Origin of the sequence: Streptomyces sp. XH2 (genome assembly GCF_049725035.1) — a bacterium.
Taxonomy (GTDB): Bacteria; Actinomycetota; Actinomycetes; order Streptomycetales; family Streptomycetaceae; genus Streptomyces; species Streptomyces roseoverticillatus.
The window spans coordinates 174,805-196,483 of sequence record NZ_JBMMMZ010000011.1 but is presented as its reverse complement, the minus strand read 5'-3'; the positions used below and the strand labels follow the sequence as shown (position 1 = coordinate 196,483).

Annotated in this window: 21 protein-coding genes; 12 read left to right on the top strand and 9 right to left on the bottom strand. The window is 76.1% G+C overall.

Features of this window, described 5'->3' with window-relative positions; genetic code table 11:
* The first annotated feature begins 109 nt into the window (after positions 1-109).
* From ACOTKD_RS23205 to ACOTKD_RS23195, 3 genes are read left to right on the top strand one after another with little or no spacing between them, the layout of a single operon-like run.
* Positions 110-685 (top strand): DUF1697 domain-containing protein, encoded by a 576-nt coding sequence (locus tag ACOTKD_RS23205; protein ID WP_424890925.1) that lies wholly within the window; start codon positions 110-112, stop codon positions 683-685.
* Between the two features lie 60 nt (positions 686-745).
* A complete protein-coding gene (locus ACOTKD_RS23200) occupies positions 746-3,466 on the top strand; it encodes an alpha/beta fold hydrolase (RefSeq protein WP_424890924.1) in 2,721 nt (906 codons plus the stop codon).
* Entirely contained in the window at positions 3,463-4,338 is an 876-nt protein-coding gene (locus ACOTKD_RS23195; protein ID WP_424890923.1) for an ABC transporter permease, read from the top strand. The genes ACOTKD_RS23200 and ACOTKD_RS23195 overlap by 4 nt, the downstream gene beginning before the upstream one ends.
* A gap of 109 nt (positions 4,339-4,447) precedes the next feature.
* Here ACOTKD_RS23195 and ACOTKD_RS23190 read toward each other — a convergent pair whose 3' ends face one another.
* Both ACOTKD_RS23190 and ACOTKD_RS23185 read right to left on the bottom strand, forming a co-directional pair.
* Positions 4,448-5,335 carry an SDR family oxidoreductase gene (locus tag ACOTKD_RS23190; RefSeq protein WP_424890922.1) on the bottom strand — a complete coding sequence of 296 codons (888 nt, stop codon included), beginning with the start codon at positions 5,333-5,335 and terminating at the stop codon, positions 4,448-4,450.
* Complete coding sequence (locus ACOTKD_RS23185) at positions 5,332-6,126, bottom strand: SDR family oxidoreductase (RefSeq protein ID WP_424890921.1); 795 nt, start codon at positions 6,124-6,126, stop codon at positions 5,332-5,334. Before ACOTKD_RS23185 ends, ACOTKD_RS23190 begins: the two co-directional genes overlap by 4 nt.
* 91 nt (positions 6,127-6,217) lie before the next feature.
* On the opposite strand from ACOTKD_RS23185, the gene ACOTKD_RS23180 reads away from it, so the two are divergent.
* From ACOTKD_RS23180 to ACOTKD_RS23165, 4 genes are read left to right on the top strand one after another with little or no spacing between them, the layout of a single operon-like run.
* A complete protein-coding gene (locus ACOTKD_RS23180; protein ID WP_424890920.1) occupies positions 6,218-6,994 on the top strand; it encodes an enoyl-CoA hydratase family protein in 777 nt (258 codons plus the stop codon).
* Positions 6,991-7,854 carry a CoA transferase subunit A gene (locus ACOTKD_RS23175; RefSeq protein ID WP_424890919.1) on the top strand — a complete coding sequence of 288 codons (864 nt, stop codon included), beginning with the start codon at positions 6,991-6,993 and terminating at the stop codon, positions 7,852-7,854. The genes ACOTKD_RS23180 and ACOTKD_RS23175 overlap by 4 nt, the downstream gene beginning before the upstream one ends.
* On the top strand, positions 7,851-8,612 hold the full coding sequence (locus tag ACOTKD_RS23170) for a CoA-transferase subunit beta (RefSeq protein WP_424890918.1): 762 nt from the start codon (positions 7,851-7,853) through the stop codon (positions 8,610-8,612). The genes ACOTKD_RS23175 and ACOTKD_RS23170 overlap by 4 nt, the downstream gene beginning before the upstream one ends.
* A complete protein-coding gene (locus ACOTKD_RS23165) occupies positions 8,609-9,670 on the top strand; it encodes an NAD(P)H-dependent flavin oxidoreductase (RefSeq protein WP_424890917.1) in 1,062 nt (353 codons plus the stop codon). The genes ACOTKD_RS23170 and ACOTKD_RS23165 overlap by 4 nt, the downstream gene beginning before the upstream one ends.
* A 43-nt stretch (positions 9,671-9,713) precedes the next feature.
* Here ACOTKD_RS23165 and ACOTKD_RS23160 read toward each other — a convergent pair whose 3' ends face one another.
* The 3 genes from ACOTKD_RS23160 to ACOTKD_RS23150 are packed head-to-tail and all read right to left on the bottom strand — an operon-like array spanning position 9,714 to position 12,344.
* Positions 9,714-10,871 (bottom strand): acetyl-CoA C-acetyltransferase, encoded by a 1,158-nt coding sequence (locus ACOTKD_RS23160; RefSeq protein WP_424890916.1) that lies wholly within the window; start codon positions 10,869-10,871, stop codon positions 9,714-9,716.
* A 28-nt stretch (positions 10,872-10,899) separates the two neighbouring features.
* Entirely contained in the window at positions 10,900-11,514 is a 615-nt protein-coding gene (locus tag ACOTKD_RS23155) for a TetR/AcrR family transcriptional regulator (protein WP_424890915.1), read from the bottom strand.
* A gap of 14 nt (positions 11,515-11,528) precedes the next feature.
* Positions 11,529-12,344 carry an SDR family oxidoreductase gene (locus ACOTKD_RS23150; RefSeq protein ID WP_424890914.1) on the bottom strand — a complete coding sequence of 272 codons (816 nt, stop codon included), beginning with the start codon at positions 12,342-12,344 and terminating at the stop codon, positions 11,529-11,531.
* Between the two features lie 45 nt (positions 12,345-12,389).
* On the opposite strand from ACOTKD_RS23150, the gene ACOTKD_RS23145 reads away from it, so the two are divergent.
* The 5 genes from ACOTKD_RS23145 (at position 12,390) to ACOTKD_RS23125 (ending at position 17,801) form a co-directional block, all read left to right on the top strand.
* A complete protein-coding gene (locus ACOTKD_RS23145; protein ID WP_424890913.1) occupies positions 12,390-13,262 on the top strand; it encodes an enoyl-CoA hydratase in 873 nt (290 codons plus the stop codon).
* Entirely contained in the window at positions 13,262-14,488 is a 1,227-nt protein-coding gene (locus ACOTKD_RS23140) for an acyl-CoA dehydrogenase family protein (protein WP_424890912.1), read from the top strand. The genes ACOTKD_RS23145 and ACOTKD_RS23140 overlap by 1 nt, the downstream gene beginning before the upstream one ends.
* Positions 14,489-14,588: 100 nt before the next feature.
* Positions 14,589-15,611 carry an acyl-CoA dehydrogenase family protein gene (locus tag ACOTKD_RS23135; protein WP_424890911.1) on the top strand — a complete coding sequence of 341 codons (1,023 nt, stop codon included), beginning with the start codon at positions 14,589-14,591 and terminating at the stop codon, positions 15,609-15,611.
* A 22-nt stretch (positions 15,612-15,633) separates the two neighbouring features.
* A complete protein-coding gene (locus tag ACOTKD_RS23130) occupies positions 15,634-17,223 on the top strand; it encodes an FUSC family protein (RefSeq protein ID WP_424890910.1) in 1,590 nt (529 codons plus the stop codon).
* A gap of 71 nt (positions 17,224-17,294) precedes the next feature.
* Entirely contained in the window at positions 17,295-17,801 is a 507-nt protein-coding gene (locus tag ACOTKD_RS23125) for a MarR family winged helix-turn-helix transcriptional regulator (RefSeq protein ID WP_424890909.1), read from the top strand.
* Between the two features lie 190 nt (positions 17,802-17,991).
* Here the strand turns inward: ACOTKD_RS23125 and ACOTKD_RS23120 are convergent, their stop codons facing one another.
* From ACOTKD_RS23120 to ACOTKD_RS23105, 4 genes are all read right to left on the bottom strand, one after another.
* The gene (locus ACOTKD_RS23120) at positions 17,992-18,546 is read right to left on the bottom strand and encodes a hypothetical protein (protein WP_424890908.1); all 555 of its coding nucleotides are present in this window, start codon (positions 18,544-18,546) and stop codon (positions 17,992-17,994) included.
* Positions 18,543-20,042, bottom strand: a complete 1,500-nt coding sequence (locus ACOTKD_RS23115; RefSeq protein WP_424890907.1) for an ATP-binding protein — start codon at positions 20,040-20,042, stop codon at positions 18,543-18,545. Before ACOTKD_RS23115 ends, ACOTKD_RS23120 begins: the two co-directional genes overlap by 4 nt.
* On the bottom strand, positions 20,039-20,737 hold the full coding sequence (locus tag ACOTKD_RS23110; protein WP_424890906.1) for a response regulator: 699 nt from the start codon (positions 20,735-20,737) through the stop codon (positions 20,039-20,041). Before ACOTKD_RS23110 ends, ACOTKD_RS23115 begins: the two co-directional genes overlap by 4 nt.
* 144 nt (positions 20,738-20,881) lie before the next feature.
* Positions 20,882-21,631, bottom strand: coding sequence for a PaaX family transcriptional regulator C-terminal domain-containing protein (locus ACOTKD_RS23105; RefSeq protein ID WP_424890905.1), 750 nt, complete (start codon positions 21,629-21,631; stop codon positions 20,882-20,884).
* Positions 21,632-21,679: the final 48 nt, after the last annotated feature.

Sequence of the window (21,679 nt, the reverse complement as noted above, 5' to 3'; positions counted from 1 at the left end):
CGCCGCCGGGGACCAGCGCGAAGGCCGTCAGTGCCGCTCGCCGGCGGGCCTCGTGCACCATGTGACGCCCCCTCACGTCCGGTGATGCGCGTCATACTACGGTGGCGGTGTGACAACGTATGTGGCGCTGCTGCGCGGTATCAATGTGGGCGGCAAGAAGCGTGTTCCCATGCAGACCTTGCGGGAGCTGCTCTCCGGCCTGGGGTGCGGCTCGGTCCGTACGCATCTCAACAGCGGCAACGCCGTGTTCACCCACCCCGGGGCGGATCCGGGCGAACTGGCCCGGGAGCTGGAACGGGCGATCGAGCGCGAGCTGGGCTTCACGGTGACGTGCATGGTGCGCGATGCGGGTGACGTGCGCCGTGTCGTCGACGCCGATCCGTTCGCCGGACGGGAGGTCGATCCCGCACGGTACGTGGTGACCTTCCTGGCCGGGCCCGCCGACCCCGCCGCCGTGGCGGACGTCGACCCGGCGGCGTACGCGCCGGAGGAGTTCGTCCTGGCCGGGCGCGAGCTCTACGTGTACTACGCGGAGGGCATCCGCGACGCGAAGCTCACGAAGGTGCTGACGGAGCGCCGCCTGGGCACGGCGGGCACCGGGCGCAACTGGAACACCGTCACCAAGCTGGCCGCCATGGCGCAGGAGACGCAGCGGGCGGAGGAGACGGCGGCGGCCGGGGAATGACTCCGGCGCAACCGCCCGCCCGGGGCTCAGCCGGATGAGGGCTCCGCTTAGCATGCGGGCATGAAGCTGCGTTTTCCCCGCCTGCGCGGGCGACGGCTCGCCGCCACCGCCGCCGCGGCCGTCGTGCTCGCCGGCGGCGGCACCTGGGCCGTGGCCTCCGGCACCGGCGGCGATCCGCCCGTGCACCGCGAGGACCGCTTCATGACGCTGCCGGAGGCGCCCGGCAGCAGCGGTTCCGTACGCATCGACACGTCGTTCTTCACGGCTGGCGGTACGGGCCGCAGGCCGGCCGTCCTGCTCGCGCACGGCTTCGGCGGCAGCAAGGACGACCTGCGCGGGCAGGCCGAGGAGCTGGCGCGCTCCGGCTACGCGGTGCTCACGTGGTCCGCGCGCGGCTTCGGCCGCTCCACGGGGCGGATCGGGCTCAACGACCCCGACCGCGAGGTCGCCGACGTGAGCCGGCTGCTCGACTGGCTGGCCACGCGCCCCGAGGTGGAGCTGGACGGGGACAAGGACCCCAAGGCGGGCATCGCGGGCGGCTCGTACGGCGGCGCGATCGCGCTGCTCGCGGCCGGCCACGACCAGCGCGTCGACGCGATCGCCCCGCAGGTCACGTACTGGAACCTCGCCGACGCGCTCTTCCCCGGAGGGGTGTTCAAGAAGCTCTGGTCGGGCATCTTCTTCACCTCCGGCTCGGCGGCGCCGGGGCCCGTCCCGGGCGGCAAGGCCGGCGCGGCCCCGCCCGCAGCACCGTCCCCGTCGGCGGCGCTCGGCTGCGGGCGGTTCGAGAAGCAGCTGTGCGACATGTACGAGCGGGTGGCGGTGGCCGGCAAGCCGGACGCCGAGGCCCGCGAGCTGCTGGAGCGCCGCAGCCCCTCCGCGGTCGCCGGCCGCATCAAGGTGCCCACGCTGTTCTTCCAGGGTCAGGCCGACTCGCTCTTCCCCCTGGACCACGCGGATGCCGCGGCCGGGGCGATCGGCCGCAACGGCGCGCCGGTCGCCGTCGACTGGATCGCCGGGGGCCACGACGCCGGCGTCGGCGAGACCGACCGGACCTCTCTGCGCACGCGCGCGTGGTTCGACCGCTACCTCAAGGGCGACGGGAGCGCGGGCACGGGCCCCGCCTTCCGGGTCAGCAGGACGGGCGGCATCGACACCACCGACGGCAAGGCCCTCCTGCGCGGTGCGAGCGGGGAGCGCTACCCGGGCCTGCGGAACGACCCGCGGACGGTCGGGCTGTCCGGGCGCCGGCAGACCTTCGCCAACCCGCCGGGGGCGGCGCCGCCGGCGATCTCCGCCGTGCCCGGCGTCGGGGGCGCGGCGTCGCAGCTGTCCGGGCTCGGCCTGGGGCTGTCACTCGACTTCCCCGGCCAGCACGCCCGCTTCGACTCGGCGCGCCTGGACGAGGGCGTCCGCGTGACGGGCTCGCCCACGGCGAAGGTGAACGTCGCGTCCGACACGGGCGAGGCGGTGCTGTTCGCCAAGGTCTACGACGTCGGCCCGAACGGGCAGCAGGTGCTGCCTTCGCAGCTCGTCGCCCCGGTGCGCGTGACGGACGCGAAGGGCGGCCGGACGGTGGAGCTGCGGCTGCCGGCGATCGACCACACCTTCGAGGCCGGGCACCGGATGCGGCTCGTCCTCGCCGCGACCGACCTGGGCTACGCCTCGCCGGCGGCACCCGCCACGTACGGCGTCTCCCTGGAGGGCGGGCTGAGCGTGCCGACCGCGCCGGACGTGCGGACGGCCTCGTCCGCGCTGCCGTGGTGGACGTGGGGGCTGCCGCTGGGCGGTGCGGTCGTCGCTGCCGCCCTGCTGCTGACCGGGCGCCGGCGGGTAACCGCACCGGCCCCGGACCCGGACCTCGCCGGGGTGCCGCTGCAGATCACCGGCCTGAGCAAGCGGTACGCCAAGTCCACCGACCGCTACGCCGTGCGCGACCTGTCGTTCCGGGTCGAGCGCGGCCAGGTCCTGGGGCTGCTGGGGCCGAACGGCGCGGGCAAGACCACGACGCTGCGCATGCTCATGGGGCTCATCCGCCCGGACGGCGGCGAGGTCCGCGTCTTCGGGCAGGCGGTGCGGCCGGGCGCGCCGGTGCTGTCGCGGGTCGGGGCGTTCGTGGAGGGCGCCGGCTTCCTGCCGCACCTGTCCGGGCGCGCCAACCTCGACCTGTACTGGCAGGCCACGGGCCGGCCGGCCGAGGACGCCCATCTCGACGAGGCGCTGGAGATCGCGGGGCTCGGCCCGGCCCTGGAGCGCGCCGTGCGGACGTACTCGCAGGGCATGCGGCAGCGGCTCGCGATCGCCCAGGCCATGCTGGGCCTGCCGGACCTGCTGATCCTGGACGAGCCGACCAACGGGCTGGACCCGCCGCAGATCCGGGAGATGCGCGAGGTGATGATCCGCTACGCGGCGGCCGGCCGGACCGTCATCGTCTCCAGCCACCTCCTCTCCGAGGTCGAGCAGACCTGCTCGCACCTGGTCGTCATGGACCGCGGCCGGCTGGTGACCGCCGGTCCCGTCGGGGACATCGTCGGCTCGGGCGACACGCTGCTCGTCGGCGTCGAGGGCGAGGTCTCCGGCGTGACGGCGGACAAGGTGGCCGCGCTGCCGGGGGTGGCCTCGGCGGTACGGGCCGAGGACGGCCTGCTGGTGCGGCTCGACGGCGCGACCGCGCCGCAACTGCTGGCCGAGCTGGTCCGGCTGGAGGTCCCGGTGGCGCGCGTGGGTCCGCACCGCCGCCTGGAGGACGCGTTCCTGACCCTGATCGGAGGCCCGTCGTGAGTGCTGCGGTGGACGAGGCGCAGAAGGCCGGCGGGACCGCTCCCGGCTACCGGGCGCGGCACACGCTGCCGCTGCGCGTGGAGGCGGTGCGGCAGCTGCGGCGGCGCCGGACGATGGTGGTCGGGGCGGTGCTCGCTGCCCTTCCGTTCGTGCTCATCGCGGCGTTCGCGATCGGCGGGCAGCCGAGCGGGCGCAACGGGCGGGTCACCCTCATCGACACCGCCACGGCGTCCGGGGTGAACTTCACGGCGACGTGCCTGTTCGTCTCGGCGGGCTTCCTGCTGGTGGTGCCGGTCGCGCTGTTCTGCGGCGACACGGTGGCGTCCGAGGCGGGCTGGTCGTCGCTGCGCTACCTGCTGGCGGCGCCGGTGCCGCGGACGCGGCTCCTCGTCAGCAAGCTGACGGTCGCGCTGGCGTTCAGCGCGGCGGCGATGGTGCTGCTGCCGGTGGTGGCCCTGGCCGCGGGCACGGCCGCGTACGGCTGGGGGCCGCTGCAGATCCCCACGGGCGGTTCGCTGCCGGGCGGCACCGCCGTGGGGCGGCTCGCGATCGTCGTCGCGTTCGTCTTCGTGGGGCAGCTGGTGACGGCCGGTCTGGCGTTCTGGCTCTCGACGGTCACGGACGCGCCGCTGGGGGCGGTGGGCGGTGCGGTCGGCCTGACCATCGTCGGGAACGTCCTGGACGCGGTGACGGCGCTGGGGCACTGGCGGGACTTCCTGCCGGCGCACTGGCAGTTCGCGTGGGCGGACGCGTTGCAGCCGCGGCTGGAGTGGGGCGGGATGGTGAAGGGGACGGCGGTGTCGGTGGCGTACGCGCTGGTGCTGTTCGCCCTGGCGTTCCGGCACTTCCGGGGGAAGGACGTGGTGTCCTGACGGGCGGTCGGCCGGGCCGCGGCCGGACGGCTCACCCCGGTTGCGGGCAATCGTTCCGCAGGGCGGAACGGGTGGGCACAACCGGCCCACCGGGCCGCGGCCGGACGGCTCACCCCGCCCCGTACACCCGCCCCGGCGCCCGCGCCCCCGCCAGTAACCCCCGTACGGCCTCCCCCGCCTCCTTCGGTGTCCAGCGGTCGCCCTTGTCGGTGGCCGGGCCCGGGTGCCAGCCCTCCATGACGGTGATGCGGCCGGCTTCCGCCGCGAAGACCTGGCCGGTCACCCCGGCCGCGTCCGCCGAGCCGAGCCAGACGACGAGCGGGGAGACGTTGCCGGGGGCCATGGCGTCGAAGCCGGCGGCGGGCGCGGCCATGGTCGCCGCGAACACCCGCTCGGTCATCCGGGTGCGGGCCGCGGGGGCGACGGCGTTGACCTGGACGCCGTAGCGGCCCAGTTCGGCGGCGGCGACGAGCGTCAGGGCGACGACGCCCGCCTTCGCGGCGGCGTAGTTGGCCTGCCCGACGCTGCCGAGCAGCCCGGCGCCGGACGTGGTGTTGACGACGCGCGCCCGCGGCGTCCGCCCGGCCTTGTGCTCCGTGCGCCAGTGCGCGGCGGCGTGCCGCAGCGGCAGGAAGTGGCCTTTGAGGTGGACGGCGACGACGGCGTCCCAGTCGTCCTCGCCGAGGTTGACGAGCATGCGGTCGCGCAGGATGCCGGCGTTGTTGACGAGGGTGTCGAGCCGCCCGTAGGTGCCGAGGGCCGCGGCGACGAGGGAGGCCGCGCCCTCGTCCGTGGAGATGTCGCCGGTGTGCGGGACGGCGTCGCCGCCCCGGCCGCGGATCTCCTCCACCACGCCGCGCGCCTCGCCGGCCGAGGGCTCCGTGTCGTTGACGACGACCCGCGCCCCCTCCGCGGCGAAGGCGAGCGCGTGCGCCCGGCCGAGGCCGCGGCCGGCTCCGGTGACGGCGGCGACGCGCCCGGTGCAGATTCCGGTCATGCGGGCGGCTCCTCGTGGTTGACGGTGGCGGCGGCGAGGAAGGCCGGGCGTTCCCCGCCGCCGTGGACGAGCAGTTCGGCCCCGGTGATGTGGGCGGCGTCGGCGGAGGCGAGGAAGACGGCGGCGGCGCCGATCTCGTCGGGCTCCGCGAGCCGTCCGGCGGGCACGGTGCGGGCGACGGCGGCGAGCCCGGCCTCGTCCCCGTAGTGGAGGCGGGCCGATTCGGTGCGCACCAGGCCGGGGACGAGGGTGTTGACGCGGACGGCGGGCGCCCATTCGACGGCCATGGTGCGCGCGAGGCTGTGCAGCCCGGCCTTGGCCGCTCCGTAGGCGGCGGTGCCCGGCGAGGGCCGGGTGCCGCTCACGCTGCCGACCATCAGGATGCAGCCGCCGCCGGGCTGTTCGCCCATCAGGGGGTACGCGGCGAGCGACGCTGTCAGCGGTGCGAGGAGGTTGAGGGCGACGACGCGGGCGTGCCGGTCCGCGCCGGCCGCCGCGAGGGGCCGGAAGGGCGTGCCGCCCGCGTTGTTCACGAGGACGTCGAGCCGCCCGTACTCCCCCGCCACACGGTCGAAGAGGGCGGTGACGGCGGCCGGGTCGCGCAGGTCGGCGGACAGGTGGCGGGCGGTACGCCCGGCGGCGGTGACGGGCCGGTCCGGCGGCCGGCGGGCGCAGACGACGACGCGCGCGCCGGTGCGCAGGAAGGCCCGCGCGATGCCCGCCCCCACGCCGCGCGTGCCGCCGGTGACGACGACGGTGCGCGGCTCCCTCTGTCCCGTACCGGCCGGCATGGCGCCACCTCCCGCGGCGGGTCGTCCGCTGCTACCTTCGAACCACGGCACTACCTAACAAACGTTTGGTGGAAAGGTAGCGGATCCTCCGATGAGTGTCTCCACCTCACGCCCCGAACCGGCCGTCGCCGTCGTCACCGTGGACTTCCCGCCCGTCAACGCCCTGCCCGTGCGGGGCTGGTACGACCTGGCGGCCGCGGTCGGCGCGGCGGGCGCCGACCCCGCGGTCCGCTGTGTCGTGCTGGAGGCCGCGGGCCGCGGCTTCAACGCCGGCGTGGACCTCAAGGAGATCCGGCGCTCCCCCGGCCACGAGGCCCTGATCGGCGCGAACCACGGCTGCGCGGCGGCCTTTTCGGCGGTCTACGACTGCGCGGTGCCGGTGATCGCCGCCGTGCACGGCTTCTGTCTGGGCGGCGGGGTCGGCCTGGCGGGCAACGCGGACGCCGTCGTCGCCTCGGACGACGCCGTGTTCGGCCTGCCCGAGCTGGACCGCGGGGCGCTCGGCGCGGCCACGCACCTGGCCCGGCTCGTCCCCCAGCACCTGATGCGCACGCTCTACTTCACCTCGCGCACGGTCACCGCGCAGGAGCTGCACCGGCACGGTTCCGTCTGGCGCGTCGTGCCGCGCGCGGGGCTGCGCGCAGCCGCCCTGGAGCTGGCGCGGGAGATCGCCGCGAAGGACGGGTCGCTGCTGCGGCTGGCGAAGGCCGCGCTCAACGGCATCGACCCGGTCGACGTGCACCGCAGCTACCGCTACGAGCAGGGCTTCACCTTCGAGGCGGGCCTGTGCGGCGTGGGGAACCGCCTGCGCGAGGCGTTCGGCTCCGGCGGCGACCGGGGCGACCGGAAGGGGCGGGAGGAACCGTGAACGACAAGACGATGACCGCCGACGAGGCCGTGGCGCGCCTGGAGAGCGGCATGACCATCGGCATCGGCGGCTGGGGCTCCCGGCGCAAGCCCATGGCCCTCGTCCGGGCCCTGCTGCGCTCGGACGTCCGCGACCTCACCGTGGTCTCCTACGGCGGCCCGGACGTCGGCCTGCTGGTGGCCGCCGGCCGGGTCCGCAAGCTGGTCGCGGCCTTCGCGACGCTCGACTCGATCCCGCTCGAACCGCACTTCCGCGCCGCCCGCCAGCGCGGGCGGGTCGAACTGGTCGAGCTCGACGAGGCGATGTTCATGTGGGGCCTGACGGCCGCCGCGCACCGGCTGCCGTTCCTGCCCGTACGCGCCGGACTCGGCTCGGACGTCATGACCGTCAACCCCTGGCTCCGCACCGTGACGTCCCCTTACGGGGACGGTGAGGAGCTCGTCGCCGTCCCGGCGCTCACGCTGGACGCGGCCCTGGTGCACCTCAACCGGGCGGACGTGCGCGGCAACGCCCAGTACCTGGGCCCGGACCCGTACTTCGACGACCTGTTCTGCGAGGCGGCGCGCGAGGCGTACGTCTCCTGCGAACGCATAGTCGACAGTGCCGAGTTCACCAGGAGCGCCGGCCCGCAGACGCTCCTCGTGCAGCGGCACTGCGTCACCGGCGTCGTCGAGGCGCCGGGCGGGGCGCACTTCACCTCCTGCGCCCCGGACTACGACCGGGACGAGGCGTTCCAGGCGGCGTACGCGGCGGCCGCGGCCGACCCGGCGGCCTGGCGGGAGTTCACCGCCCGCTTCCTGTCGGGCGACGAGGACGCCTACCGGGCCGCCGTCGCCGACTTCGCCGAGGGCGCGGCGTGAGCGCCGGGCCGGCGGGGCGGGCCGAGGTGTGCGTCGTGGCGTGCGCGGAGGCGTGGCGCGGGAACGGGGAGGTGCTGGCCGCCCCCATGGGCGTGGTCCCGGTCATCGGGGCGCGGCTCGCCCGGCTCACGTTCGCCCCGGACCTGTTGCTCACGGACGGGGAGGCGCTGCTGGTCGCGGACGTGCCCGCGCTGGGCGCGAAGGCCCGGTCCGTCGAGGGGTGGCTGCCGTACCGCCGGCATCTGGCGCTGGTCGCGGGCGGGCGGCGGCACGTGATGATGGGGGCGGCCCAGCTCGACCGGTACGGCAACCAGAACATCTCCTGCATCGGCGACTGGCGGCGGCCCGCCCGGCAGCTCCTGGGCGTGCGCGGGGCCCCGGCCAACACCCTCAACAACCCCACCAGTTACTGGATCCCCCGGCACTCGCCGCGGGTGCTCGTCGAGAAGGTCGACATGGTGAGCGGCGTCGGCTACGACCGGGCGGCCGCCGCGGGGCCGTCGGCGACGCGCTTCCACCGCATCCCGCGCGTGGTCACGGACCTGGCGGTGCTCGACTTCGAGACGCCCGGCCGCACGATGCGGGTCCGCTCGCTGCACCCCGGCGTGACGGCCGCCGAGCTGCGGGCGGCCACGGGCTTCCCCCTGGAGGTTCCCCGCGACGTGCCGCTCACCCGCCTCCCCTCCGCCGGGGAACTGCGGCTGATCCGGGAGGTCATCGACCCGGACGGGCTGCGCGCGCGGGAGGTACGGGGATGAGGACGGCCCTGACCGATCTGGTGGGCGTCCGGCATCCGCTCGTCCAGACGGGCATGGGCTGGGTCGCGGGCCCCCGGCTGGTGTCGGCCGTGGCGAACGCGGGCGCGCTCGGCGTCCTCGGCTCGGCGACCATGACGCCGGACGCGCTCAGGGCCGCGATCAGGAAGGTGCGCTCCCGTACCGCGGGGCAGCCCTTCGGGGTCAATCTGCGGGCGGACGCGGGCGACGCCCGGGAGCGCGTGGACATCCTGATCGAGGAGGGGGTGCGGGTCGCGTCGTTCGCGCTGGCCCCCTCCCGGGAGCTGATCGCCCGGCTCAAGGGCGCCGGGGTGCTCGTCGTCCCGTCCGTGGGCGCGCGGCGCCACGCCGAGAAGGTCGCGGCGTGGGGCGCGGACGCGGTCGTGGTGCAGGGCGGCGAGGGCGGCGGCCACACGGGGGAGGTCGCGACGAGCGTCCTGCTGCCGCAGGTGGTGGACGCGGTGGGCATCCCGGTCGTCGCGGCGGGCGGCTTCCGCGACGGGCGCGGCCTGGTGGCGGCCCTGGCGCTGGGCGCCGCGGGGGTCGCCATGGGCACGCGCTTCCTGCTGACCGCCGACAGCACGGTGCCGGACGCGGTCAAGGCGGCGTACCTCGCGGCGACGGTGCGGGACGTCGTGGTCACGACGAAGGTCGACGGCCTCCCCCACCGGATGCTGCGCACTCCCTTCGTCGCGGGCCTGGAGCGCTCGGGGCGGCCGGCCGGGCTCGTCCGTGCGCTGCGGCACGCGGCGGCGTTCCGGGCGCTGTCGGGGACGGGCTGGCCGGCGCTGGTGCGGGACGGCCTGGCGATGCGCCGCCAACGTGAGCTGACGTGGAGTCAGGTCCTGCTGGCGGCGAGCACGCCGGTGCTGCTGAAGGCCGCGATGGTGGACGGGCGTACGGACCTGGGGGTGATGGCCGCGGGGCAGGTCGCCGGGGTGATCGACGACCTGCCGACGTGCGCCGACCTGGTGGGGCGCGTGATGGCGGAGGCGGAGGAGGTGCTGGCGGCGCTCGGGGGCCGCGGCGCCGCCGGCTGAGCCGCCCCCCCCCCAGGAGCAGCGGCCGGGGCGGCCGTACGGCTCAGAGCCGCTCGATGACCGTCACGTTCGCCTGGCCGCCGCCCTCGCACATCGTCTGCAGGCCGTAGCGGCCGCCCGTGCGCTCCAGTTCGTGGAGCAGTGTCGTCAGCAGCTTGGCGCCCGTGGCGCCGAGGGGGTGGCCCAGCGCGATGGCGCCGCCGTTGACGTTGACCTTCTGCGGGTCGGCGCCGGTCTCGCGGAGCCAGGCCAGGACGACGGAGGCGAAGGCCTCGTTGATCTCGACGAGGTCGATGTCCGCGATCGTCAGCCCGGCTCTCTTCAGGGCGTGGGCGGTGGCCGGGATGGGCGCGGTCAGCATGCGGAGGGGGTCCTCGCCGCGTACGGACAGGTGGTGGATGCGGGCGCGCGGGGTCAGCCTGTGGTCGCGCACGGCGCGCTCGCTCGCGAGCAGCAGGGCGGCCGCTCCGTCGGAGATCTGCGAGGAGAGGGCGGCGGTGAGGCGGCCGCCCTCCACGACCGGCTTCAGCGCGGCCATCTTCTCCAGGGAGGTGTCCCTGCGGGGGCCTTCGTCGGCGGACAGCCCTCCGTACGGGGCCAGTTCGCGGTCGAAACGGCCCTCGTCGGCGGCGCGCACGGCCCGCCGGTGCGAGAGCAGCGCGTACTCCTCCATGGCCGGCCGGCCGATGTCCCACTGGCGGGCGATGAGTTCGGCGCCGTGGAACTGGCTGACGGGCCGGTCGCCGTAGCGCGCCCGCCAGCCCTCCGAGCCGGCGAACGGGCCCTGGGTGAGGCCGAGCGGGACGGCTGCCCGGTGGACGGCGTAGGCGATGGGGATCTGCGACATGTTCTGGACGCCGCCGGCGACGACGAGGTCCTGGGTGCCGGAGAGGACGGCCTGGGCGGCGAAGTGGACGGCCTGCTGGCCGGAGCCGCACTGCCGGTCGACGGTGACGCCGGGGACCTCCTCGGGCAGCCCGGCGGCCAGCCAGCTCGTGCGGGCGATGTCCCCGGCCTGGGGTCCGACCGTGTCCAGGCAGCCGAGGATCACGTCCTCGACGGCGGCCGGGTCCACGCCCGTGCGCTCCATCAGGGCGCGCAGGACGTGCGCGCCGAGGTCGGCGGGGTGGGCGGCGGAGAGGCCGCCGCCGCGCCGGCCGACGGGGGTGCGGACCGCTCCGACGATGTATGCCTCGGCCATGGCTGATCGCTCCTCGGTGTCCCTGGGGTCATTCGCGTACGGCGATGCCCTCCAGCACCATCGACAAGTACTGACGGGCGATCTCCTCGGGGCTGTGCGCGCCGCCCGGCCGGTACCAGGACGCGGCGACCCAGACGGTGTCGCGCACGAAGCGGTAGGCGAGCCGGACGTCGAGGTCGGCGCGGAAGACGCCGGCCGCCGCGCCGCGGCGCAGGGTGCCGAGCCAGGCCTGCTCGAACCTGCGCTGGGACTCGGCGAGGTAGGCGAAGCGCGGCTGCAGGGCGAGGTGGCGGGACTCGCGCTGGTAGATGGCGACGGCCGCGCGGTGCCGGTCGATCTCCCGGAAGGACTCGGTGACCAGGGCCTCCAGGGTCTCCCGGGGGCCGAGGCGGGCCGCGAGCACCGCGTCGTAGCCGTCCCACAGCTCGTCGAGGAAGGTCGACAGGATCTCGTCCAGCATCGACTCCTTGGAGTCGAAGTGGTAGTAGAGGCTCCCGGCCAGGAGCCCGGCCTCGTCGGCGATGCGCCGCACGGTGGTGGCGTTGTAGCCGTGCGCGGCGAACACCTCGGCGGCGGTCGCGAGGAGTTCGCCGCGCCGCTCGGGCGCGGGCCGCTCGGCGGCGGTCTTCTTGCTGTTCGGCACGGGTCCATTCTCGGTCACGCGCGCTGGCTGCTGACGGAGACCGTCTCGCCGGTCATGTACGAGGAGTAGCCGCTGGCGAGGAAGACGATGACGTTGGCGACCTCCCAGGGCTCGGCGGCCCGCCCGAACGCCTCGCGGCGCACCAGCTCGTCCAGCAGCCCGGGGGTGGTGACCTTGGACAGGTGGGGGTGGAGGGCGAGGCTCGGCGCGACGGCGTTGACGCGCACGCCGTAGGCCGCGGCCTCCACCGCCGCGCAGCGCGTGAGCGCCATGACGCCGGCCTTGGCCGCGGCGTAGTGGGCCTGCCCGTGCTGGGCGCGCCAGCCGGCGACGGAGGCGTTGTTGACGACGACGCCGCCGGTGCCGCGGGCGCGCATCCGGCGCAGGGCGGCGCGGGTGCAGCGGAAGGTGCCGCCGAGGGTGGTGCCGACGACGGCGTCCCACTGCTCGTCGGTCATGGCGGTGAGCTCCGCGGTGCCGCCGAGGCCCGCGTTGTTGACGACGACGTCGAGGGCGCCGTGCCGCTCCTCGGCCAGCTCGAACAGGGCCGCGACCTGCTCCTCGTCGGTGACGTCGCAGGGCAGGCCGGCGACCTGCCGGCCGCCGAACTCCTCGCTCAGGCCGGCCACGGCGACGCGCAGCCTGCGGGCGTGCCGGTCGCCGAGCACGACGCGGGCGCCCTCCTCCAGGAACCGGCGGGCGGTCGCGGCGCCGATCCCGGCGCCGGCCGCGGCGGTGATGACGGCGGTGCGGCCGGACAGCAGGTCGTGAGCGGGAGGACAGGGCGGCGGGCCGGGCCGGACAGCGGTGGACTCCTCGACGCTGCTCATGGCCGTACGTTAACCTACCAAACACTTGTTAGGGAAGGATGGTTGATGACCACTGACCCTGTGCCGGCCGACGGCCCCGTGGTGCGCTACGAGCGCAACGGCCCTGTAGCGACGGTCACCATGAACCGGCCCGCGTACCGCAACGCCCAGAACTCCGCGATGACGTACGCCCTGGACGGGGCCTTCTACGAGGCGTCGGCCGACGACGCCGTCAAGGTGATCGTCCTCGCGGGCGCGGGCGCGCACTTCTCGTCCGGCCACGACATCGGCACGCCCGGGCGCGACGCCCACCTGCCGTTCGACCGCCGGGCGGGCCTGTGGTGGGACCACTGCGGCAAGGCGGGCGCGGAGAGCCGGTTCGCGCGCGAGTCCGAGGTCTACCTGGGCATGTGCCGCCGCTGGCGCGAACTGCCCAAGCCGGTCATCGCCGCGGTGCAGGGCGCCTGCGTGGCGGGCGGGCTGATGCTGGCCTGGGTCTGCGACCTGATCGTCGCGAGCGAGGACGCCTTCTTCGCCGATCCGGTGGTGCGGATGGGCATCCCCGGCGTGGAGTACTTCGCGCACCCGTGGGTGCTGCCGCCGCGCGTCGCGAAGGAACTCCTCTACACGGGCGACCGGATGACCGCGCGGCGCGCCCACGAGCTCGGCATGGTCAACCGCGTCGTGCCGCGCGAGCAGCTCGCCGCGCGCACCCGCGAACTGGCCGAGCGGGTCGCCGCGATGCCGCGCATGGGCCTCGCCCTCGCCAAACGCGCCGTCAACCAGGCCGAGGACCTCCAGGGCCTGCACGGCGGCCTCGACGCGGCGTTCGCCCTGCACCACCTCGCGCACGCGCACAACGCCGAGACGGCCGCCGACCCCCTCGGCGGCATGGACGTCCGCGCGATGAAGGCGAGGACGGAAGCGGGCGGGGCCTGATGGACCTGGACTTCACCCCCGGGGAAGAGGCCTTCCGCACGGAGGCCCGCGCCTGGCTCGCCGCGCACGTGCCGCGCGGGCCGCTCCCCTCGCTGGAGACCCGGGAGGGCTTCGCCGAACACCGTGCGTGGGAGCGGACGTTGCACGCGGGCGGCTGGTCGGCCGTCTCCTGGCCGCCCGCGTACGGGGGTCGTGGCCGGTCGTTCCTGGAGTGGCTCGTCTTCGAGGAGGAGTACTGGGCGGCCGGTGCGCCCGCCCGGGTCTCGCAGAACGGCATCGGCCTGCTGGCCCCGACCCTGTTCGAGCACGGCACGCAGGAGCAGCGCGCCCGGATCCTGCCCGCGATGGCGAGCGGGGAGACGGTGTGGGCGCAGGCGTGGTCCGAGCCCGGGGCCGGCTCGGACCTCGCGTCCTTGCGGTCGGTGGCCGTGCCGGCGGCCGGCGGGTGGCGCTTGAGCGGGCAGAAGGCGTGGTCCTCGCGGGCCGCGTTCGCCGACCGGGCGTTCGGGCTCTTCCGCAGCCACCCGCCGGCCGACGGCCGGCCCCACGAGGGCCTGACGTACGCGATGTTCGGGCTGGACGCGGCGGGGGTGACGGTGCGCCCGGTCGCCCGCCTCGACGGCAGGCCGGCGTTCGCGGAGATCTTCCTGGACGAGGTGTTCGTGCCCGACCGGGACGTCGTGGGCGCGCCCGGCGACGGCTGGCGCGTCGCCATGAGCACCGCCGGCAGCGAGCGCGGCCTCACCCTGCGCAGCCCCGGGCGCTACGTGGCCGCGGCGCGCCGGCTCGTCGCGCTGTGGCGGGCGGCGGCCGACCCCGGGGACACGGCGCTGCGCGACCGGGTGGCGGACGCGGTGGTGCGGGCGCGCGCCTACCAGCTGTACGGGTACGCGTGCGCGAGCGCGGCGGGCGGCCCGCGGGGTGCGGAGCCGAGCCTCACGAAGCTCTTCTGGTCGGAGCTCGACCTGGCCCTGCACGAGACGGCGCTCGACCTGCTCGGCCCGTACGGCGAGCTGGCCGCCGCCGCGGGCGACGCCCCGGCGCACGGGGCCTGGGCGGAGGGCTGGGTCTTCGCCCTGGCGGGCCCGGTCTACGCGGGCACGAACGAGATCCAGCGCGACATCGTGGCGGAACGGCTGCTGGGCCTGCCGAGGGGACGGCGCCCGGCGGGCGGGACGCCGGGCGGGGCCGGCGCCCCGCCGGCCGTACGGGAACGGCCGGCGTGACGGCCGGACGCGCGCCGCGCCCGGCACACCCGGCGCCTCCTCCGGAACCGCGGGGGCCCGCGCGTCGCGGCCCCCGGACCGCCTCACGGGAGCAGACGGCATGAAGTTCGTCCTCGGCACCGAGCAGCAGGACTTCGCCCGCGTCCTCGGCCGGATGCTGGGCGCGGCGGACACCCCGGCGGCCGTGCGGGCCTGGGCCCGGGGTGATCACGGGCCCGGTCTCGCCGTGTGGGAGCGGGTGGCGCGGGCGGGGGTGTTCGGGCTGGCGGCACCGGAGGCGTTCGGGGGCGCGGGGCCGCTGCCGGCGGAGGTCGCGGTGGCGTTCACCGAGCTGGGCCGGTACGCGGTGCCGGGCCCGGTCGTGGAGACGGTGGCCGTGACGGCGCTGCTGGCGCGGCTGGCCGCGGCGGGCCGGACCGTGCTCGCCGAGGCGTGGCTGCCGCGGGTGTGCGAGGGCGGGGCCCGGGTGACGGCGGCGCTGCCGGGCGCGCCGGGCGGGAGTCCGTACGCCCTGGACGCGGACGTGTGCGACGGGGTGTTCGTCGTGCCGGCGGGGACGGACGACCTCTTCCTCGCCGCCGGGCACGGCCCCGTGCAGCCCTCCCTGGACCCGGCGCGGCGGCTCGCGGTGCCGCGCTGCGGGGCGGAGCCGGTGGCCTCGGGGCGGGCGGTGCGCGAGGCGGCGCGGCACGCCGCGGACTGGGCGGCGTTCGCGGCGGCCGCGCAGCTGCTCGGGGTCGGGGCGGCGCTGCTGGAACGGACGGTGGCGTACGTGCGGCAGCGCAGGCAGTTCGGGACGCCGGTCGGCGCGTTCCAGGCGGTCAAGCACCGGCTGGCGGACACGCGCGCCGGGCTGGAGTTCGCCGGGCCGCTCGTGCACGGGGCCGCCGTGGCCCTGGCGGCGGGGGCCCCGCGCACCGCGGCGGAGGTCGCCGCGGCGAAGGCGGCCGCGTCCGATGCGGCCTACGCCGCGGCGCGGGCCGCCCTGCAGCTGCACGGCGCGATCGGCTACACCGCGGAGTACGACCTGTCGCTGTGGCTGGGCAAGGCGCGGGCGCTGCGGTCCGCGTGGGGGTCACCGGCGGACTGCCGGGCCCGCACCCTCGATATATTTTCTGAGTAAAACACTTGCTAACCTCTTGGGCATGGTGAGACGACCCGCCCTGCCCGGGACCCTGCACGCCGCCTTCCGGCTCGGCCGCCCGGCGGACATCCGGCACAAGTCGGCCCTCAGCGCCGTCGTGGCCATGGCCGTACCGGACGCCGCCCTGCTCGCGACCGGCCGGCTGGACCTCGCGCTGTACACCTCCGCCGGGGCCCTGTGCGCGCTGTACGGCCACGACCGGCCGTACGCCGACCGCGCCCGGGCCCTCGCCCTCGTGGTGCTCGGCATGACCGCGGGCGTCGGCACGGCCCTGGGCGCCGCGGCCCTCACGCACTCCCCCGCCGTACTCGTCCTGGTCGCCGCGGCGCTCGCGGCCGTGCAGAAGACGGTCTGCGACGCCACCCGTACGGGCCCGCCCGGCAACATCGTGCTCACCTTCGTGTCGGCGTCGGCCTGCTTCGTACCGCAGCGGGCCGCCGACCTGCCGCTCCACCTCGGGCTGACCCTGGCCTGCGGGCTCTGGGCGTGGCTGGTCTGCATGGCGCCGGCCCTCGTCCGGCCGCACGGGCCCGACCGGATCGCCGCCGCCCGCGCCCTGGAGGCCGCGGCGCGCGCGGTCCGCGCGGACGCGGCGGCCGCTCCCCGCGCCCGGCACGCCGCCTGGCAGGCGCTGCTGCGGGCGCCCGCGCAGGTGCGCGCCCACGTGCACGGCGGACTTATCCGCACGGAGCCGGAGGCGCAGGGCGGCCACGGCCGGCCGGTATCCCCGGACGCCGCGTCCGGCCTCGCTCCGGACGCCGGGCGCTGGGAGGCCTGGGCGCGGGACCTGCGCAAGGGCCGCGCCCTGCCCGGGGGCGCCCCCGCCGCACCCGGCCCGGGCGCGCTGCCCCCGCCCCCGCCCCGGCTGCGCCCGCACCTTCCCGCGGGCGCCCGCGTGCTCACCGGCTCCGCCCTCGCCGGCTGGGCGTCGCTCGCCTGCGGCGTCGGGCACCCCTACTGGGCCGTGGTCACGGCCGCCTCCGTCATACAGGCCAACTCCGCGCTGTCCTGGCACCGCGCGCTGCAGCGCACGCTGGGCAACCTCCTCGGCGTCGTGCTCTTCGCCGCGCTCGTGCCGGTGGTCCGCACCGGCGCCGTGGCCATGGTGCTGACCGCACTCGCCCTGCAGGCGGGCGCCGAGGCGCTCATCTCCCGCAACTACTGGCTCGGCACGGTCTGCGTCACCCCGATGGCCCTGCTCCTGACCGAATTCGGCGGCAGCCACCCCGCCCGGGAGCTCGTCGGCGACCGCTGGACCGATACGCTCGTCGGCGCGGCGACCGGCCTGCTCGCCTGCGCGCTGGTCGGCAACCGGCGGGCGGCCGAGCGGGTCGAGGCCGCCGTGGCCCGGGTGGACCGGGCGCGCACCGCGGCCCTCGCCGTGCCCGCCGGTGCGGACCGGGACCGCGAGACCGCCCGCGACCGGCTCGCGGCCGCCCTCGTCGAACTGCGGGAAGCCGCCGACACCGCCGCCGGCGAGTGGCGGCGGACCCCGCCCGGGGACCGGGTGGCGCGCGCCGAGCGCGACGGCCACCGGGCGCTGGCCTCGCTCGTACGGGGGCACGCCCCCGGCGGCGCGGCGGCGTTCTGAGCCTCCCTCCGGACGGGCACCGGCGGGGCGGCAGAATCTACCCGGAGCACCGACTGGAAAGGATCACCACCGTGACCGAGGACATCGTCGCGCGCGTGCTGCGGCAGTGGCAGCAGGTCCACCCCGGACTCGACACCGCGCCGATGGCCGTGATCGGCAGGCTCAACCGCTGCGCGGCGCTGCTCCAGCAGGCCACGGACGCCCCGCTGGTGCGGGAGGGGCTGACGCGCGCGGAGTTCGACATCCTCGGCACCCTGCGGCGCACGGGCCGGGAGCTGACGCCGGGCCAGATCGCCCGGGAGACCTTCGCCTCGGGGGCCGCGGTGACCAAGCGGCTGCGGGTGCTCGAAGCGCGCGAGCTCGTCGCGCGCCGCGCCGACGAGCGGGACCGGCGCGTGGCGCACCTGTCCCTGACGGAGGAGGGCCGGGAGCTCATCGACCGCCTGATCCCGCATCAGCTGAGCTACGAGAACGCGCTGCTGGAAGGGCTCGGCGGGGAGCGCCGGGCCGAGCTGGCGGAGACGCTCGCCGAGCTGCTCGTCCTGCTGGAGGGCCGGCTGGGCGGCCTCCAGCCCTGAGCCCTTCCGGCGGATTGCGCCGCACGCCCGGCCGCTGTGGCCGCACATGCCGCCGGACCCCCGCCGTGGTGGACTTCCCGCCGTGGCGGCTTCTCGCCGTTGCGGCGGGGAACCGTCTCCCGCCGGTGAACCCGGCGATCGCCGGGGCGGCGACGGCCTCGTGAAGGCCTGGGGCCTCCCCCCGCCGCCGTCAGTGCGACGGGGCCGGCGTCGGCAGCTTGGCCGCGGGGAAGGCGTTGTTGCTGTCGCAGACGAGGTCCGAGATCACGAGTCCGCCGCCGCTGAGCTCGACCTTCACGTCGTGGATCTGCCGCCCGCGCGGCACCTCGTTGGCGGCCGCGGTGCACACGAACTGGCTCCGGGCGACCGGCGAGAGCCGCGTGACGTTGTACGGCATCTGGATGCCCACCCGCAGCGTGCCGGTGGTGACGTGGACCTCGCCCTTCATCTTGGGCACGTCGGTGTACAGGCCCCGGATCCGCTGGTCCTCGTCCGGCCCCTCCAGCAGGAGCACGATGGCGTCCTCCGCGCCGAGCTTGGCCTTGGCCTGGCGGGTCACCTGCGTCACGCCGGTGGGCGACATGAAGTAGAGCTTCGCCTCCGCCGCGTTGGCCTCTCCCTGCCGTTTGGCGCCCGTCGCGGGCTGGCCCACGTCGATGACGTCGGTGGTCGTCACGCCGCAGCCCGCGAGGGCGGTCAGCAGCGCGGTGGCCAGGGCGGCGCGCCGCAGTCGCCGTGCCGTCATGCCGTCTCGCCCCCGCCCTGCCGCAGCGGCAGCTCCACCGTGAACACGGCGCCTCCTCCGGGCCGGTTGGCCGCCCGTACGGTCCCGTCGTGCAGGCGTACGTTCTCCAGGGTGATCGCGAGGCCGAGCCCGCTGCCCTCGGAGCGGGCGCGGGAGGAGTCGGCCTTGAAGAACCGCTCGAAGACGTGCGGCAGCACGTCGGGGTCGATGCCCTCGCCGCGGTCGGCGATCTCGATCAGCAGGCGCCGGCCCTCCTCGCCGTGGGCCACCCGGACCGCGACGTCCACCGGTTCGCCGCCGTGCTTGAGGGCGTTGCCCACGAGGTTGGCGACGACGACGTCGATGCGGCGCGGGTCCAGCCGGGCGCGGACGCCCTCGGGCAGGTCCGCGGCGACCTTGTCCTGCCAGCCGCGGGCCTGGACGGTCTTGCGGATCGTCTCGGAGACGTCGACCTCGTCCAGGTGGAGGGCGGCGGCACCCGCGTCGAAGCGGGAGATCTCCATCAGGTCCTCGACCATCCGGGCGAGCTTCCCGGTCTCCTCGCTGATGAGGCGGACGGCGTAGGCGGTGTCGGGGTCGAGGGAGGCGGCGTCCTCGTCGAGGACGTCGACGACGGCGGTCATGGCGGCCAGGGGGGTGCGCAGCTCGTGCGAGACGTCGGCGGCGAAGCGCCGCGAGTTCGCCTCCATGCGGCGCAGTTCGGCGACGTTCTCCTCCAGGGCCTCGGCCATGTCGTTGAAGGTGCGGGAGAGGTCGGCGAGTTCGTCGCGGCCGGTGACCTTGAGGCGGGTGTCGAGCTCGCCGGCGGCGAGCTTGCGGGAGGCGCGGCGCAGCTCGCGCACGGGCCGCAGCACGCCGCGCGCGGCGATCAGGGCGGGCACGGCGGCCAGGGCCACGGCGGGCAGGGCGCCGCTCTGGGCGGCCTTGACCAGGGCCTGGACGTTCGCCTCGTCCTCGCGGAGCGGCATCTGCGCGTACACCTCCAGGCCGGAGGCCTCGCTGGTGCCGCGGTAGGTGACGGGCAGGCCGATGGCGAGCCACGGTTCGCCGCCGCTGTCGAGGCGCTGGAAGGCGGGGATGCCCGCGCGGACCTTGTCCTGGACGCCCTGCGGGATCCGCCCGGGGTTGCCGCCGGGCACGAGCCCGCCGCCCCGGTAGCGCAGGTGGATGGTCCAGCGCTGGGCCCCGCCCGCCGCGTTCAGCCGGTGCTGGAGGTCCTGGAGGGACTGCTGGGACAGCGGGAAGGTGTAGTCGGGGACCTGCGAGTTCACCTGGGAGCGCAGCGCCTCGATGGCCGTGTCCTGGGTGCGCTTGAGGATGGCCGTGCGGGCCTCGCGGAAGGTCAGGGCCGCCGTGGTGAGCGCGCTGAGCGCGGCGACCAGGAGGAACGCGAGCACGAGGCGGGCGCGGAGGCCGGCGGCGACGGCGCGCAGGGACGGGCGGCGGAAGGCGGAGCGGCGCAGGACGGGCCGGCGCAGGAGGGCGGGGCGGGTCACAGGGGTCCGAAGCGGTAGCCGAAGCCGCGGACGGTCTGGATGTACTTCGGCGACCGGGTGGATTCCTCGACCTTGGTGCGCAGCCGCATCACGCACGCGTCCACGAGGCGGGCGTCCCCGTGGTAGCTGTGCTCCCACACGTGCTCCAGGAGCTGCTGGCGGCTGAAGACGCGGCCCGGGGTCGCGGACAGGTAGAGCAGCAGCTTCATCTCGGAGGGGGCGAGCGGCAGGTCCTGGCCGTACTTGGCGACGAGGAGGCCCTTGCGGTCGATGGTCAGGTCGCCGTGGGTCTCCACGGGCTGGAGGGCGGCCGGGTCCGGTCCCCCGTCGCCGGGGGCGGCCCGGCGCAGCACGGCCCGGATCCGGGCCTCCAGGACCTCGCCGCGAGCGGGCTTGACGATGTAGTCGTCGGCGCCGGCCTCCAGCCCGAGGACGACGTCTATGTCGTCGCCGCGCGCGGTGAGCATGATGATCGGGATCTGCTGGGTGGCGCGGATGCGGCGGCACACCTCGAAGCCGCTCTTGTCGGGCAGCATGAGGTCGAGCAGGACGAGGTCGGGACGGAAGGTCTCCATGGCGGCGAGCCCGGCCTCGCCGGTGGCCGCGCCCTCCACCTCGTGGCCGCGGCGGCGCAGGGTGAGGGAGACGCCTTCCCGTACCGCGCGGTCGTCCTCGATCAGCAGCACCCGTGACATGCGGACAGTATCGTTCCCTTCCTCGCGCTCGTGCGCAGCAGGGCCCCCCGATCAGCGGATCTGTCACAGAGTGCTCATATTCCCCTCCCGCACCACCTTCCGGGCTGCTGCCGGACCGCCGCCCGGACCTGCGGCGGCCACCGGTCAGATGCCGAGGTGCCGCCGCAGCAGGGCCCGGAACTCCCGGTCGAACGCCTCGTAGCGGCGCCGCAGCCCCTCCCCCGGCCAGTCCGCGGGCAACAGGGCCGCCGGCAGGACCGGGTCCGCCAGGAGGTGGCGGAGGACGGCGGCCGAGACCGTGAAGCGCCCGGCCAGGTCCGCCGTGCGGTCCTCGCGGAGAGCGGCGTCCAGGGCCCGGGCGCGGGCCGCCCATCCCTCCAGGTCCCACAGGGCCGCCGCGAGGGCCGCCGGATCGCCCTCCGGGGCGCCGGTGAACAGCGCGCACTGGGCCGTGACGACCGGCGGCCGGTCGCGCGGCTCCCGCAGGAGGTTGGCGGGGCGCATCCAGCAGCCCTCGCGGAGCTCGCCGAGCCGGAGCGCGGCCATGGCCTGCCGGAAGGCGGCGCGGTCGGGCGCGGAGCGGCGGTCGGCGGTGACGACGGCGATCTCCCAGTCGCCCTCCCAGTGCAGGGTGCGGGGCGCCCTGCTGTCGTCCTGGCGGGCCTGGCGGGCGACGAGCCGGTCGGTGAGCCGGTAGGTGCCGTCGTGCTGCTCCAGGTCCCCCGCCGCGACCATCCGGGTCAGGGCCGTGCGCACCGTGCCCTCCGCGGTCCCGAAGAGCTCCCCCACGCGGACGAGGGCGCGGACGGGCAGGGCGGGCGGGTGGTGCCCCAGGAGCGTGGAGAGCACGACCGAGCGCGCGGTCAGGGGGCGCAGCGAAAGGGATTCGTCCATGTCCGGCCCCAACCTACCCACCGCCCCGCCTACTGCTTCTTACGGTCT

Bases quoted from the DNA above. Each gene is read 5' to 3' on its own strand.
- ACOTKD_RS23200 (WP_424890924.1), top strand. From the start codon at position 746: ATGAAGCTGCGTTTTCCCCGCCTGCGCGGGCGACGGCTCGCCGCCACC.
- ACOTKD_RS23190 (WP_424890922.1), bottom strand. From the start codon at position 5,335: ATGACCGGAATCTGCACCGGGCGCGTCGCCGCCGTCACCGGAGCCGGC.
- ACOTKD_RS23185 (WP_424890921.1), bottom strand. From the start codon at position 6,126: ATGCCGGCCGGTACGGGACAGAGGGAGCCGCGCACCGTCGTCGTCACC.
- ACOTKD_RS23180 (WP_424890920.1), top strand. From the start codon at position 6,218: ATGAGTGTCTCCACCTCACGCCCCGAACCGGCCGTCGCCGTCGTCACC.
- ACOTKD_RS23165 (WP_424890917.1), top strand. From the start codon at position 8,609: ATGAGGACGGCCCTGACCGATCTGGTGGGCGTCCGGCATCCGCTCGTC.
- ACOTKD_RS23160 (WP_424890916.1), bottom strand. From the start codon at position 10,871: ATGGCCGAGGCATACATCGTCGGAGCGGTCCGCACCCCCGTCGGCCGG.
- ACOTKD_RS23150 (WP_424890914.1), bottom strand. From the start codon at position 12,344: ATGAGCAGCGTCGAGGAGTCCACCGCTGTCCGGCCCGGCCCGCCGCCC.
- ACOTKD_RS23145 (WP_424890913.1), top strand. From the start codon at position 12,390: ATGACCACTGACCCTGTGCCGGCCGACGGCCCCGTGGTGCGCTACGAG.
- ACOTKD_RS23140 (WP_424890912.1), top strand. From the start codon at position 13,262: ATGGACCTGGACTTCACCCCCGGGGAAGAGGCCTTCCGCACGGAGGCC.
- ACOTKD_RS23135 (WP_424890911.1), top strand. From the start codon at position 14,589: ATGAAGTTCGTCCTCGGCACCGAGCAGCAGGACTTCGCCCGCGTCCTC.
- ACOTKD_RS23130 (WP_424890910.1), top strand. From the start codon at position 15,634: ATGGTGAGACGACCCGCCCTGCCCGGGACCCTGCACGCCGCCTTCCGG.
- ACOTKD_RS23120 (WP_424890908.1), bottom strand. From the start codon at position 18,546: ATGACGGCACGGCGACTGCGGCGCGCCGCCCTGGCCACCGCGCTGCTG.
- ACOTKD_RS23110 (WP_424890906.1), bottom strand. From the start codon at position 20,737: ATGTCACGGGTGCTGCTGATCGAGGACGACCGCGCGGTACGGGAAGGC.
- ACOTKD_RS23105 (WP_424890905.1), bottom strand. From the start codon at position 21,631: ATGGACGAATCCCTTTCGCTGCGCCCCCTGACCGCGCGCTCGGTCGTG.